The organism is Pseudoalteromonas rubra (genome assembly GCF_005887115.1).
GTDB classification, from domain to species: domain Bacteria; phylum Pseudomonadota; class Gammaproteobacteria; order Enterobacterales; family Alteromonadaceae; genus Pseudoalteromonas; species Pseudoalteromonas rubra_F.
In genome coordinates, this window is the sequence record NZ_PNCJ01000015.1 from 163,442 (window position 1) to 176,194 (window position 12,753).

Consider the following 12,753-nt stretch of genomic DNA (forward strand, 5'->3'; position numbering starts at 1 on the left):
ACAGCAATTGGTATTATTGCTATTTGACCAATATTAGATTTTTAATTAATGTTGTGAACAATTCAAAATACCGTTTTCTGTAATTATTTTTTAATTTTCCACCCTTACCATTCGATAATCACTTGCTTACAAGCGGTTAAAAAGCTGTTGCACAATGGCTTGACCATGCATTTTTTATGGTTATTATATTTGCCGACACAACACGCTATTTAATTCCTTGGAATGTTGTGTTTTTTACATGCAATAAATTGGATATCTCTATATTTATTTGGTTTTAATGTATGTTGTATATTACGCTTTATCTGTTTTACAGATAGTAATAATTTATTGTTTAAGTCAAATAAACGGATTTAATTTTTTATTACTCATAGATGGAGTTTTAAATGAAAACGGCAATAAATAGCCTGGTTTTAGCGACAGGCGTACTAGGTGCTTCTTTGGCACATTCTGCTGAAGAGTCATTCAATGTAGCGGCGTTCGATCAACTCACCCTGAAAAAAGGCATCGAAGCAACCGTGTACTGTGATAACGAGCCAAAAGTAGTCGCGACAGCACAAAGTCATGTTCTTGATGTGCTTGAACTGGTATCTCAAAACGGTGAACTCAGTGTCAGCAACGAAGCTTACAGCGAGCGTGAGTGGTGGAACAAAGACAACCGCTTAGCACTTGCCATCTACACCAATCAACCTATCTCAAACTTTGAAAACTATGTTGGCGTAAAGCTGGATGTTGCATCTTGCGCAGTGAATACGTCTCAAGTTTCAGTTACAGGTACGGTTGGCACCGACATTAGCCTTGCAGGTCAAACCGAACATTTGAATCTGGCCTTGCTTCAGGGCGGTAACTTCACAGCCAGAGACGGTAACTTTGTCATTGACAGCGTTGACCTCAGCCTGGAATTCGGCAGCCACGCCGAACTGTGTCACGCCACTGCGGTGTCTGGTTACCTGTCTTTCGGCACTAGCCTGCACCTTGGCGCAACGACTCAACACAATGTCAGTCAGAGCTTTGCAAGCTCAATCCGCACTGACCTTTGTCAATAAGTCGCTTTTTTAGCGTCCACTTAGGTGGGCGCTTTTAAATAAATACTCTGGATTATCGTAATTTGAGTAATTAGTAAAAGAAAAGGAAGCGTCTTAAAACACCCCTTTAATTTAAACCTCTCTTTTTTAAAAGGCGAGTCTATTTTGGCATGCGTAAAATCTGAAAAGGGATTTGTCAGACAGTGCAGGTCACATGGGTAATCTTAATAATTATATTGGCGTATAAACTATGGAAAACATATTTGACAAAGACTTGGTATCAAAATCAACGAGCAGAAATTCAGACCACCTAACCCTTGAAATCGGGGGCGACTATGAATTACTTATCGATGATGTAGGTTCGTTTGTAACCAACCCTAATGTGGATATATCTCTGAATACTGCATTAGAGAAAATCATCAGAGAAAATCGTGATTATCTTGATGATAAAATAGAAAATCGTGAAGATATATATGGTGTTACTACAGGATTTGGCAACTCTGCCAGCAACCGTATATCGCCAGAACTTGCCGCCAGTCTACAAGAGAATTTAATCGCCTACCATGGATGTGGTGTCGGGGATTACCTGCCTGAACAAATCTGTGCAGCGACCTTACTGATCCGCCTCAACTGTAATGCCAAAGGCTTTTCTGGCGTAAGTTGGGAACTGCTCAAACAAATGGAATGTCTGTTAAATCACCGCATTTTCCCAGCTATCCCGGCTATGGGGTCGGTTGGTGCAAGTGGCGATTTAACGCCTTTGTCATACATAGGCGCGGCACTGGCCGGTAAGCGTCACGTCTATTATCGTGGAGAGATCCGCCCCACCAATGAGGTATTTGCTGAGTTAGATATCACCCCATACCGCCTTAAGCCCAAAGAAGGGTTGGCCATCATGAATGGGACATCGGTGATGTGTGGTATAGCCGTCATGTCATTTTTGGAAATTGAACGTGCTATCGAACTAAGCTGCCAACAAGTGGCACTGTTCGTTGAGCTGATAGACGGTCGTGCTTCACCTTTTCACCCTCAGGTACACAACCTCAAGCCACATCCGGGCCAGATCAAATGCGCTGCGATGATCTACGAACGCTTATCAAACCCGGAGCAGCGTCTGGGACGCCGCCTGCGCAGTGACGATGAATTTGGGGCAGGAAAAAAAGAGCAGTTCAGATTACAGGACAGCTACTCCATTCGTTGTTCGCCTCAGGTCATAGGGCCACTGCTGGATACCCTGGACTGGGCCAAACGGGTGATCACCACAGAGATTAATTCTGTTAATGACAATCCATTGTTCGACAATCAAAAAGATCTGATCCTCAACGCCGGGCACTTTTATGGTGGGCATGTTGCTGCTGTCTGCGACGCACTAAAACCACAACTGGCTAACCTTGCAGCCCTTTTGGAGCGCGAGCTGGGCATTTTAGTTGATGACAGGTTGAACGGCGGGATCCCAAACAACCTGGTCGCCATTGACGACTTAGGGGATGAGTCCTGGATCAACCATGGCTTTAAGGCTGTACAAATCACCGCCTCGGCACTGACCGCTGAAGCACTGAAGAATGCGTCACCGATGAGCGTATTTTCCCGCACCACCGAGGCACTTAACCAGGATATCGTCAGCATGGGCACCATTGCAGCCCGCGACTTAAAACACATTCTTTCTTTGGTGAAACCTGTGATAGCCATCCACGCTATGGCAATCCGTCAGGCTTTTTACGTACTCGATAAAGATGGTAGTGCAGACAAGCTCAATACCGAATCCATGCGTTTCTTTGAGCAACTACGCGACTACTTCACCCCAGTGATCCAGGACCGCCCGATGGACCGTGACATTGACACTATGGTTAAGAAGCTGTTCCCGGAATATCAATTACATAACTAATAAAATAAGGAGTTTTCACATGGCTGATTTCGACCAGATCAGAACTTTTATCAAACAGGACATCATCGTAGATAACCTGGAGGTGGTGGATTCCATCGACGAACTGGACGACGAACAGGGACTGGTAAGCGACGGCCTGGAACTGGACAGTATTGAAGTGCTTGAGCTCGTGGTCTCAATCGAGAAAAAGTATGGCATGAAGTTTAGCAACTACGGCAATGAAGTGATCAAGGAAAAAATGGCATCAATCAATGCTCTGGCACAATTTGTCAGCGAAGAAGCCAGAGCCTGAGGTCGCCATTGTGTACACGCTAGGTAAAACCTTCAGAGAGCTGACCATAGGTGAGCAGGCAGGGCACAGCAAGACCATTGCCGAAACGGATGTGTATAACTTCGCTGGCATCACAGGAGACTTCAATCCGGTGCATGTTGATGAGGTGTTTGCACACTCTTTCGGCTTACAGGGACGCATAGCTCATGCCGGTATAGCGCCCGCCATGATAGCTCCGGTTATTGGCATGAAACTGCCCGGGGTTGGCTCAATGGTGCTGTCGATGGAGATAGGGTTTCACGCGCCTATTTATATCGGTGACACCATTTTTGCCAAAGCCGAAGTCAGTGCCAAATTCGCAGACACTCGCCAGGTTGAACTAACACTCAGCTGGCACAACCAGCGAGGCGAACTGGTCAGCGATGGTAAGGCAGTGGTTTTACCACCCAAAGCGGCGAGCAAAAAACGGCTTGCCGAGCGTTTACGCAGCTTAGATAACACGGAAACTGCACAGGAGCCCCGGGTATGAGACATCAGCAAGTTGTCGCGCAGATCCGCGTGCTGATGCAGCACTCATTGGAAATAGAAGTAAGCGAACTGGCAGAGCTGGATAATCAGGCCGATCTGCTTGGTGCCCCTTTGTTTCTAGACTCTATTGATATGTTGCAGCTTATCGCGGATTGCGAGCGCCACTACTGCATCAAGCTTTATCCGCAGCGCCATACATTACGTAATTGCGTTGCCGATCTGGCCACTCTGATCATCTCACAACTGGGACAGACACAGGTAGCGCAGCAGCACTTGCACCGTTTTATGGCAAGCGATGGCAGCCATTATGACGAAGCCGGGCTGGTTGAGCTGCTCAATCGGGTGCTCAGTTTCAGTCCTGAGTTGGCTCGTCTGAGTAAAACAGAGGAAGTGCAGGTTGCACAGCAAAATGCCATTGCGCTGATGCTAACGGTCTTTAGTTTGCTGCTAAGTGGCCGCACACCCGTGCTTGGCGGTAATGACGGACTGAGCTGGCAGCAATTGTGTGCCGGGACCGATAACGGTGAGCCGGCTACTCCACATTGCACAGGGTTAGATGCCAGTCTGATGCACCGGCTAGGTAACGCCAGGGTGGGCTTTCTCACCTCAGGCAGTACCGGAAAGCCAAATTTGTTTTTTAAATCACTGCATAGTATGTGGTCCGAAGCTGAAGGGATTTGTCAGAGCCTGGATCTCTCTGGCTATGCGCTTATCAATGCGCTGATCAGTCCGCAACATATGTATGGGTTTATCTGGACCTGGTTGATACCGATACGATTAAACAAGCCTGTTTTCTATCAGGACGCCCAATATATCGATGCAACGCCCTGTGGCGAGCTCAGCATGTTGAATATCCTGGTCCCCAGTGTCTGGGATTTACTGGCCCATGAAAACCTGACTCCGGGCAGCGCGGTGATCAGCTCGGGCGCACCTTTCGGCGCACGGCGCGAAGCTGAATTTGCCACGCTACAGAAAACAGTCCCCCAATTAAGTGGGGTTGAAGTCCTTGGCAGTACCGAAACTGGTGGGATCGGATTTCGGACAATCGCCCAGGATTGTATCGCTACCTTCACTTTATTTTCCGAAGTCCGACTGCGGCTGGATGACCAGGGTACGGCCATATTGCACTCACCCTATCTGCTGAGCGACCACCCAGAGTTCGTCATGATGGATAGGATTGCCTTACTTAGCGATGGTCGTATACGTCACCTCGGACGCAAAGACAAGGTCTTTAAATACAAAGGAAAACGTTTGTCACTGGAAGAGGCAAAACAACGTTTACAGGTGTTTTTTGGTACGGCGCCATTAAAACTGTTTTTTGTCGAAGACGACAATGACAAACGCGGCGGACAGCTGCTGGCTTTTGTCGAAACCCAAAGCCAGCAGCACCCGTGCGAGCAGGCACTCAGGGACGCCTTTCGCGATTACCCTGTGCCTAATATCGCCCTGCTACCGTCTTTTCCGCTCAATCAAATGGGAAAAACGACCCTTAGCTCACTATTGGAAGTAACTCATGCAAAGCAATAACCATAATGACAACGCCATGGCGGTGATCACCGGCTATGGCCTGGAATCAGCCATCGGCAACAACCAAACCTTGTTTGCCAGTATGGCTGCCGGACATTCAGGCGTCAGAGCCCAGGCTGATTTTGCTCAGTTGCAGCTGGAAAGCCATCATGCCGCCCTGCTCAACGAGTTTAGGACCAGCCATAAAGCACGCTCAGACCAGTTCGACTTTGCTACCCTGTTTGCCATTTCTGCGGTGGAACAAGCGTTGGCAGATGCCGGTTTAAGCCTCGAACAACTGGCCGATAAGCGCGTTGCGCTGTGTTTTGGTAATGCCAATTCCGGTACCGACATTTTGCTTGAAGGAATGGCGCAGCAAGACAATGAAAAAATCAAACAATACCCGGCTTATCGGCAGGCCGCTAATGTGCACAGTCATTTCAACCTGAACGGTCCACTGTTTTGTTTTACCTCAGCGTGTACCGCCAGTAGCAGCGCCATCAGCTTTGGTCGCGAGTTACTGCGCGATAACAAGGCCGACATAGTGCTCGCAGGAGGCAGCGACTCGCTGGCCAGACTGGTGTATGCCGGTTTTCATTCACTGCGCTCAGTCTCTGCCGGCGTCTGTTCGCCCTATGGCGTGGATACCGGATTGAGCCTGGGAGAAGGCGCGGGGTTTGTGGTGATGGAAACGGCAGAAGCTGCACAGCAGCGCGCAGCAAATATACTTGCTCAGCTACGTGGCAGCGGTTCCAGCCTGGATGCCTATCATGCCACAGCACCAGAACCAGAAGGTCGGGGCGTATCGCGGTCACTCAGTATGGCGCTGGCGGATGCGGGCGTGTCGGGCACACAGATAAACTATGTGAATAGCCACGGCACCGGGACACCGGCTAATGACGGTGCCGAGCTACAGGGGATCCGCAGAGCCCTCAATGGTGAGCAGCCAATGACAGCAAAAGTGTCGAGCTCCAAATCCTATTTCGGCCACGCCCTGGGCGCCGCTGGTGCACTGGAGCTTATCTCTGTACTTGCCGCACAACGTCACGGTTACCTGCCAGCGACTCTGGGCGTCAACGACGTGCGTGAGGATTGTCAGGGATATGCCCTGATCCGAGAGCGCCTGGCAGAACACCAGGTTGACTGGTTTGCCAGTACCAACTCGGCATTTGGTGGCCACAACACCAGCTTAGTGCTGGCCAGTGGAGAGGTTGTACTCACGCCAAAGAAACCAGCACCCCACCAGCGCGTTTTTATCGCGGCACATGCCCGAATCGATAGCCAGATCCGCACAGCTGCTGATAAAACAGCCATAAGCGCCAAGCTTGACGAGGCCGGCTTTAGTCTCAAGGCGCATTTCCCGGCACTGTACCGACGCCGGATGAGTTGTTTGTCCCAGTATGCCATTGGCGCTGCCGAGTTTGCACTGGCGGCCAGTGGGTTAGAGCGTGAAACAAACGACCCGACTCGCTGCGGCGGCTATTTCGCCACGGCACTGGGTTGCAGTGAAGTACAAGAGCGTAACTACGATGATCTGGCAAAGCTGGGCGCTAACAATATCAAGAGCACCCTGTTTACCGATACCGTGCTGAATGCCTCTTTGGGGAGCCTGGCGATTGCCCACTCGATCCGGGGTACAGCAGCAAACTTCAGCGACTGTGGTAACGAGGGTTTACAAGCCTTGTGGCAGGCCTTTTACGACCTGCGCGCCGACCGGGTTGAGCGGGCACTGGTGGTGGCTGGCGAAGACAGCAGCAACAGCAGTAAACAGATCTGGCAAGCCCAGGCGGTGGATGCAGCAGACACCCAACAGGCGAATGCCGCGGCACTAGTCATGGTCAATGAATCCGGGCTCGCGACAAACACCCAACCGCTGGCCGAAGTGGTGACGTGCTTTACCATTTCCACAGCACAAGGGAAGCAATTGCCCGAAATGGTCAGCTTAGAGGAAGTGGACCATGTGGTCGTTGCGGCAACTCGCCAACATGAGCTACAGCATGCTCAGCACCTGCTCAGCGAATTATGCCCGCAAGCACAAAGCGTCACTCCGTTGGTCGACAACCATTTGTGCATTGCAAGTCAAGGTTTAAAGGCCCTGATCCAGGGGCTTGATGAGATGTCCAGTCAGACAAGCGAAGCACCATTGTGCCGTGTGCTGGTGGTGTCTGTTAATGCCGAGCAGATAATGCATGGCTGTGTGTTACATAGTGTCGCATCGGCACCAAGGAGTTAAGGATGGAACAGGTTATTGCCGTCAAAGATCTGAAAAAGGTCTATGACAGAACACAAAAAACGGCCGTTGCGGGCGTGTCCTTTGAGGTTGAACGCGGCCAATGTTTTGGTTTTATCGGGCCTAACGGGGCAGGCAAATCCACCACACTGGAAATGTTACAGGGCCTGAAAAAGCCCTCAGCCGGGAGCATAGAATTATTTGGCATGCCGTGGCAGGGTAACGAGAAAAAACTTCGCCGTCGCATTGCCGGTGTGCTGCAGGAAAATGAGATGTATGCGCGCCTTAAGGTAGTGGAAGCGGTTAGATTGTTCGCCAGCTTTTACCCGGACTATCAGGCCATCGACGAGGTGCTGGAGCAGTTTAATCTTACGCCACAGCGCAACAACTGGCTGTGCGAGCTCAGTGGTGGACAACGTCAGCGGGTCTTTTTGGCGATGGCAGTGGTCGGCAAACCCGAGATCATCTTTCTCGATGAGCCCACCACCGGACTGGATCCCACCAGCCGCCAGGAATTCTGGGAGATCCTCAACAAACTCAAAGCCGATGGTGTCACCCTGATACTGACTTCTCATTATATGGATGAAGTGGAGTTTTTGTGCGATACCCTGGCGATCATCGACAAGGGCACCATTATCGAGTCGGGTTCACCTCAGGACATTATCCATCGCACTTTTGCCGAGCCGGTCATCAAAGAGCCACGCAAGGCGACCCTGAACGACGTGTTTTTAAAATTAACCGGATTTGACCTTTCGGGAGGCATGGCATGAGCCACACAATCAGCCCTAAGCTTTACCCATTCTGGCAATTAATGCTCCTCAATGTCAGACCCTTTTTTCGCGAGCCGGCGGCTATGCTATGGACCTTTGCATTGCCGGTGTTGATTGCACTGTTAATGGTCAAAGCCTTTTCCGGCAGCACCCAGTTGCAGGAAATCAATGTTGCAGTGACCTACAATGAGGCACCAGACAAGCGCTGGCGCGAGTTGATGCGAGACGACCTGCAGGTCAACCTGATCACGCTTAGTCAGGAGCAAACCGAACAGCTTCTGGCCTCTTTGGCCGATGCGCAACAGGAGATCCAACCTTCAGGTCCATTGCAAAACTTGCTGGCTCAGTATGACTCCTTGTTGATTTTAAATCAGGGACAAATCTATACCACAGGGGACTCAGACCAATTTAACGATAAGGCAATCAACTACCTGATGCAGCTGAAAAGCGGATTATCGGGCAACCCCCTGAGTAGTCAGCAGCTCAGCATCGTCGGCTATCGCTATGTCGACTGGTTGATCCCCGGGATAATCGTGCTGCAGATCCTTGGTCTGGCGCTGTTCTCCATCTCCAATGGCCTGGTCTCAGATCGCCAGCAGGGCTTTTTTAAACGCCTCAAGTTATCACCTTTTAAGAAATCGGATTACATTATGGGCGTGGTGCTGGCTCGACTGTTTTTACTGAGCTTCCAGCTATTATTACTGCTGGCCATTTTCTACTTTATGTTCGACTTTAAGCCGCCCGGCAACTGGGCCAATATCGCCGTTGTGCTGTTTTGTGGATCTGCCTGTCTGTGCCTGTTAGGTGTCTTGATCGGCGCCCGCAGCACCCGGGTCGAAGTCTCTACCGGCATCGCCAATATGCTGTATTTTCCGCTGATGTTCTTGTCCGGCATTTATTTCCAAACCAGTTATTTCCCGGACGTTTTTGAAGCCTTTGTGCAGTGGCTACCGTCCACCGCTTTCCTCGATGCCTTCCGTCTGGTGGCCAACGAAGCCGCTGGATTACAGCAGGTTGCACCACAACTAACAATACTCGCAGGCACCTCGGTGGTGTTGTTTATCGCTATCTATCTGAGCTTTGACTGGGGAGACAACGGATGAGCAACACTGAGCTTACAGACAACCTAAGCACTTTGAGTGAACGGCTGCCCCACAGGGCACCGTTTAAATTTGCCGACCGCATTGTGCGTCTTGAAGCGGGCGAATATATCGAAGGGCACAAGTTTATTAGCCACAACGAACCAAGCTTGCAGGGCCACTTTCCCGATCAGCCAATCTTTCCGGGTGTGCTGATCATCGAGACAATGGCACAGATCAGTGGCCTGTGTTTTAGCGAGTACAGCGCAGGCATGTTGTCGAGCATCGACAAAGCCAAGTTTCTGCGTCCCGTCGTACCTGGCGATATTCTGGTGATTAAGTCGCAATTATTAACCCGTCTGGAGGATATGGCGCTCTTTCAGGCCATCGCTTATGTCGGCGAAGAAGAAGTCGCCCGGGCCAAGGTATCTATCCATTTCAGTCAGCCTGTGTCGTCGGAGGCCTGATATGGATCTGCAATTGCAAGATAAGGTGGTCTTGATCACAGGCACGTCCCGCGGAATAGGACTGGGGCTGGCGCAGGCTTTTCTGGCACAGGGTGCCAGGGTCTTCGGGCTGTGCCGCAGTAAAGAAGTGGCTGAAGAATTGGCGCAGCCAAACTATGTCCAATTCAGTGGTTCAGTGGACGACCCTGAATTCGTCGAGGAAACAGTAGCCAGGATTATTGCCCAGCATCAGCGTATTGATGTGCTGGTCAATAATGCCGGGGTAACCCGGGATAGCCTGTTACAGACCATGAGCCGGGACGATTTTAACGCCGTGATGCGGGTGAATTTTGTCGGCACTTTTGCCCTGTGCCAGGCCGTACTGCCACACATGCAAGCCGAGGGTCAGGGGCGGATCGTCAATCTGGTATCGCTCAGCGGTGTATCAGGACGAGAAGGCCAGGCCAACTATGCGGCCTCTAAGGGAGCCGTGATTGGCATGACCCGCATGCTGGCACGACGTTATGGTGAGTCAGGCATTTATTGCAATGCGCTGGCGCCTGCATTGATAGCCACTGAAATGGCTGATGCCATGCCACAAAACAAGGCCAGGCCTGTGCTTGCACATACCTCGCTCGGGCGGGTCGGACACGTATCAGAAGTGGCCGATTGGGTGCTGTTTCTTGCCACCCCCCGAGCAGGATATTGCAACGGCCAGGTGCTCAAACTGGACGGAGGGTTTTTACTATGAGCAGAGTCATCTACGCGTTTGCCCACAGCGACTGGGACCGCGCACTGCTCGACTATTTGCAAGCTCAGGGCAAGTCACCCCTATTGCTCGCGCCGACAGCAGAGATAACCGCGCGCTTTCCGGCTTTAGCAACGCTGACAATAGAAGCGCTGGCACAAGCCGATGAACCAGACGCGGTGCTGTTTCAACAGCTCAGTGCACAAAGCAAAGACACCGGCCTGGTTGTGCTGCATGCCATCGGTGGCATTGCGGATAGCGCCGCAACAGTCGATGCAACGGTCAGCCAGGCGCACATCGAAGCGGCGTTTCTGACCGCCAAATATTGCTGTGGTGTGTTGCGCGAATTTGAAGGCAGTCTGTGTTATCCGTTACTGTCGGATGCTTATGCTTATGTTCAGGAGCAAGGTTACCCGCATGGCCATGATAGCATCACCTGCTATGGCATAGATGCGCTGCAGAAAAGCCTGGCCAAAGAATGGTGTGGCTATCCTGTGCGGGTAAATAGCCTGGCATTGCCGCTGTGCGCCAGTGATGACACCGAACGCAAGACACTAAAACGGGCCATGCGCAATTCGATATACGGTGCTAAGCCTGCGGTCATGCTGCGCGAGCAAGTGCTGGCCGAAATATGGCGTCAGGCCAGTGATCCGGGCTGGCAAACCGGCCAGACCCTGGCGTTGCGTCCGGCGATGGATATTAAGCTATGACCCATGCTGTGAAACCGATCACCTTGTTTTGCTTTCACCATGCCGGCGGGTCGGGACGCTATTTTCGTGCCTGGTCGCAGTTGTTGCCCGCTCACTGGCGCGTGGTTTGTCCCGACTTGCCCGGTCGTGGCGACAAACTGGCGATGGCAGGCTGTCGTGACTGGTCAGAACTGACAGCGCAGCTACTGAGTGAACTAGACCAATGCCAGACTCCGTTTGCTTTTTTCGGACACAGTCTGGGAGCCAGAGTCGCTTTTGAGCTGGCTCTGGCACTTCAAAAGTCGGGCCAGCCTTTGCCACTGTGGCTGGGCGTGTCCGCCTGCCGGGCACCTTCACTGCCCAGCCGAACCCAGGTCCACACACTGGCGGATGAGCCGCTGGCCGAGCAGCTGCAGCGTTTGCAACAGTTCCCAGCCCAGAGACTCACCCACCCTGAAGTCCGGCAACGTCTGCTGGCGCAGGTACGCGACGACTTTTATCTCGCCGAATGTGCACCACTGCGCAAGCCCAGTCCGCTCGCTTGTGCCCTCAGTGTCTTCAGCGCCACTGATGATGAAATCGTGAACACGACAGAGCTGACCCCCTGGCAGGACTTTTCTCACTTTTCCCTGTGCAGCCACCAATATGCGGGGCGGCACTTTTACCTTGAAGAGCACAGCGCCGAGGTATGTGCGCAAATCGACCACGATATTTCCGCGGTCATTGCACAAACGCGCCAGCGCCCTAATCAAGGCACTTTGCAAGGAGTTAATCATGGAGTTTAAGCAAGGTAACGACAATCAGGCAGCCAGCTCTGCCCGGGTTGTTGTCTGTGGTGCCAGCTCAGAGCTGGGCCAGGATATTTGTCAGCGGTTGAGCAACAACGGCTACAACCTGCTGTTATTGGGGCGCAACCTGGCACTACTGGAACAGATCCGCGGCACCTTACCCGGCGAACACCAGGTCGCGCAGGTTGACCTCAACGAACCAGATAGCCTGACCGAGCACATCATTGCCAACGCCACGGCCCATGGCCCTTTTCAGGGCGCGGTGCAATGCGCCGGCGTGCATCAGATGACGCCATTGCGTTCCACCTGCTACGCCGACTTTGAGCGCATGTTTCGCATCAATACCGGCGGTGCCCTGGCATTGCTAAGGGCTTTTACCCGTAAAAAAGTGCGCGCAGCCGGTGTCCCGACTTCTGTGGTGTTGCTGTCCTCGGTGAGCCAGTCTCAGGCAGAGCCAGCCGTGTCTGGCTACGCCGCGAGTAAAGCGGCGATGGCTGCGCTATGTCGTAGTGCAGCGCTCGAACTGGCAAAAGATCACGTGCTGGTCAATTGCATTGCCGCCGGAATGATCAAAACCCCGCTCAATAACGGCTATGCCGAAGTTGCCGCAGAAGCCATCAGTGCAATCGAGAACAAACACCCGCTCGGCTTTGGCCAACCCGGGGATATCAGCGATGCGGTGCTGTACTTATTGCAGCAAAACCGTTGGAGCACCGGCAGTACCTTATATGTAGACGGCGGCTTCAGCTGTCGTGCCTGAGCAGTATTACCCAAGCTTTATCCGGCCCCCG

At 51.9% G+C, this 12,753-nt stretch carries 13 protein-coding genes; all 13 read left to right on the forward strand.

Translation table 11 applies throughout. From position 1 onward, the window contains the following. Positions 1–383 precede the first annotated feature (383 nt). Positions 384–1,043, forward strand: coding sequence for a GIN domain-containing protein (locus CWB98_RS11425; RefSeq protein WP_138544999.1), 660 nt, complete (start codon positions 384–386; stop codon positions 1,041–1,043). A gap of 229 nt (positions 1,044–1,272) precedes the next feature. Next, positions 1,273–2,907, forward strand: coding sequence for an HAL/PAL/TAL family ammonia-lyase (locus CWB98_RS11430; RefSeq protein ID WP_138545000.1), 1,635 nt, complete (start codon positions 1,273–1,275; stop codon positions 2,905–2,907). Positions 2,908–2,926: 19 nt separating this feature from the next. Continuing rightward, complete coding sequence (locus CWB98_RS11435; protein WP_054013672.1) at positions 2,927–3,199, forward strand: phosphopantetheine-binding protein; 273 nt, start codon at positions 2,927–2,929, stop codon at positions 3,197–3,199. Then, positions 3,159–3,707: a MaoC family dehydratase gene (locus CWB98_RS11440; protein ID WP_212751134.1), complete on the forward strand. Its 549-nt coding sequence runs from the start codon at positions 3,159–3,161 to the stop codon at positions 3,705–3,707. Before CWB98_RS11435 ends, CWB98_RS11440 begins: the two co-directional genes overlap by 41 nt. Continuing rightward, positions 3,704–5,233, forward strand: a complete 1,530-nt coding sequence (locus CWB98_RS11445) for a hypothetical protein (protein WP_138545001.1) — start codon at positions 3,704–3,706, stop codon at positions 5,231–5,233. Before CWB98_RS11440 ends, CWB98_RS11445 begins: the two co-directional genes overlap by 4 nt. Beyond that, positions 5,220–7,445 carry a beta-ketoacyl-[acyl-carrier-protein] synthase family protein gene (locus CWB98_RS11450; protein ID WP_138545002.1) on the forward strand — a complete coding sequence of 742 codons (2,226 nt, stop codon included), beginning with the start codon at positions 5,220–5,222 and terminating at the stop codon, positions 7,443–7,445. Before CWB98_RS11445 ends, CWB98_RS11450 begins: the two co-directional genes overlap by 14 nt. Positions 7,446–7,447: 2 nt before the next feature. Next, positions 7,448–8,212, forward strand: a complete 765-nt coding sequence (locus CWB98_RS11455) for an ABC transporter ATP-binding protein (protein ID WP_054013675.1) — start codon at positions 7,448–7,450, stop codon at positions 8,210–8,212. Further along, entirely contained in the window at positions 8,209–9,315 is a 1,107-nt protein-coding gene (locus tag CWB98_RS11460; RefSeq protein ID WP_138545003.1) for an ABC transporter permease, read from the forward strand. Before CWB98_RS11455 ends, CWB98_RS11460 begins: the two co-directional genes overlap by 4 nt. After that, positions 9,312–9,758, forward strand: coding sequence for a 3-hydroxyacyl-ACP dehydratase FabZ (gene fabZ, locus CWB98_RS11465; RefSeq protein WP_138545004.1), 447 nt, complete (start codon positions 9,312–9,314; stop codon positions 9,756–9,758). Before CWB98_RS11460 ends, fabZ begins: the two co-directional genes overlap by 4 nt. Before the next feature lies 1 nt (position 9,759). Beyond that, positions 9,760–10,488: an SDR family NAD(P)-dependent oxidoreductase gene (locus CWB98_RS11470; protein ID WP_138545005.1), complete on the forward strand. Its 729-nt coding sequence runs from the start codon at positions 9,760–9,762 to the stop codon at positions 10,486–10,488. Continuing rightward, entirely contained in the window at positions 10,485–11,195 is a 711-nt protein-coding gene (locus CWB98_RS11475; RefSeq protein ID WP_138545006.1) for a hypothetical protein, read from the forward strand. The genes CWB98_RS11470 and CWB98_RS11475 overlap by 4 nt, the downstream gene beginning before the upstream one ends. Next, positions 11,192–11,959: a thioesterase II family protein gene (locus CWB98_RS11480; protein WP_138545007.1), complete on the forward strand. Its 768-nt coding sequence runs from the start codon at positions 11,192–11,194 to the stop codon at positions 11,957–11,959. The genes CWB98_RS11475 and CWB98_RS11480 overlap by 4 nt, the downstream gene beginning before the upstream one ends. Beyond that, entirely contained in the window at positions 11,949–12,722 is a 774-nt protein-coding gene (locus CWB98_RS11485; protein WP_171045633.1) for an SDR family NAD(P)-dependent oxidoreductase, read from the forward strand. Before CWB98_RS11480 ends, CWB98_RS11485 begins: the two co-directional genes overlap by 11 nt. The last annotated feature ends 31 nt before the right edge of the window (positions 12,723–12,753 follow it).

Bases quoted from the DNA above. Each gene is read 5' to 3' on its own strand.
- CWB98_RS11425 (WP_138544999.1), top strand. From the start codon at position 384: ATGAAAACGGCAATAAATAGCCTGGTTTTAGCGACAGGCGTACTAGGT.
- CWB98_RS11460 (WP_138545003.1), top strand. From the start codon at position 8,209: ATGAGCCACACAATCAGCCCTAAGCTTTACCCATTCTGGCAATTAATG.
- CWB98_RS11435 (WP_054013672.1), top strand. From the start codon at position 2,927: ATGGCTGATTTCGACCAGATCAGAACTTTTATCAAACAGGACATCATC.
- CWB98_RS11480 (WP_138545007.1), top strand. From the start codon at position 11,192: ATGACCCATGCTGTGAAACCGATCACCTTGTTTTGCTTTCACCATGCC.
- CWB98_RS11430 (WP_138545000.1), top strand. From the start codon at position 1,273: ATGGAAAACATATTTGACAAAGACTTGGTATCAAAATCAACGAGCAGA.
- CWB98_RS11475 (WP_138545006.1), top strand. From the start codon at position 10,485: ATGAGCAGAGTCATCTACGCGTTTGCCCACAGCGACTGGGACCGCGCA.
- CWB98_RS11445 (WP_138545001.1), top strand. From the start codon at position 3,704: ATGAGACATCAGCAAGTTGTCGCGCAGATCCGCGTGCTGATGCAGCAC.
- CWB98_RS11470 (WP_138545005.1), top strand. From the start codon at position 9,760: ATGGATCTGCAATTGCAAGATAAGGTGGTCTTGATCACAGGCACGTCC.
- CWB98_RS11455 (WP_054013675.1), top strand. From the start codon at position 7,448: ATGGAACAGGTTATTGCCGTCAAAGATCTGAAAAAGGTCTATGACAGA.
- fabZ (WP_138545004.1), top strand. From the start codon at position 9,312: ATGAGCAACACTGAGCTTACAGACAACCTAAGCACTTTGAGTGAACGG.
- CWB98_RS11485 (WP_171045633.1), top strand. From the start codon at position 11,949: ATGGAGTTTAAGCAAGGTAACGACAATCAGGCAGCCAGCTCTGCCCGG.
- CWB98_RS11450 (WP_138545002.1), top strand. From the start codon at position 5,220: ATGCAAAGCAATAACCATAATGACAACGCCATGGCGGTGATCACCGGC.
- CWB98_RS11440 (WP_212751134.1), top strand. From the start codon at position 3,159: ATGCTCTGGCACAATTTGTCAGCGAAGAAGCCAGAGCCTGAGGTCGCC.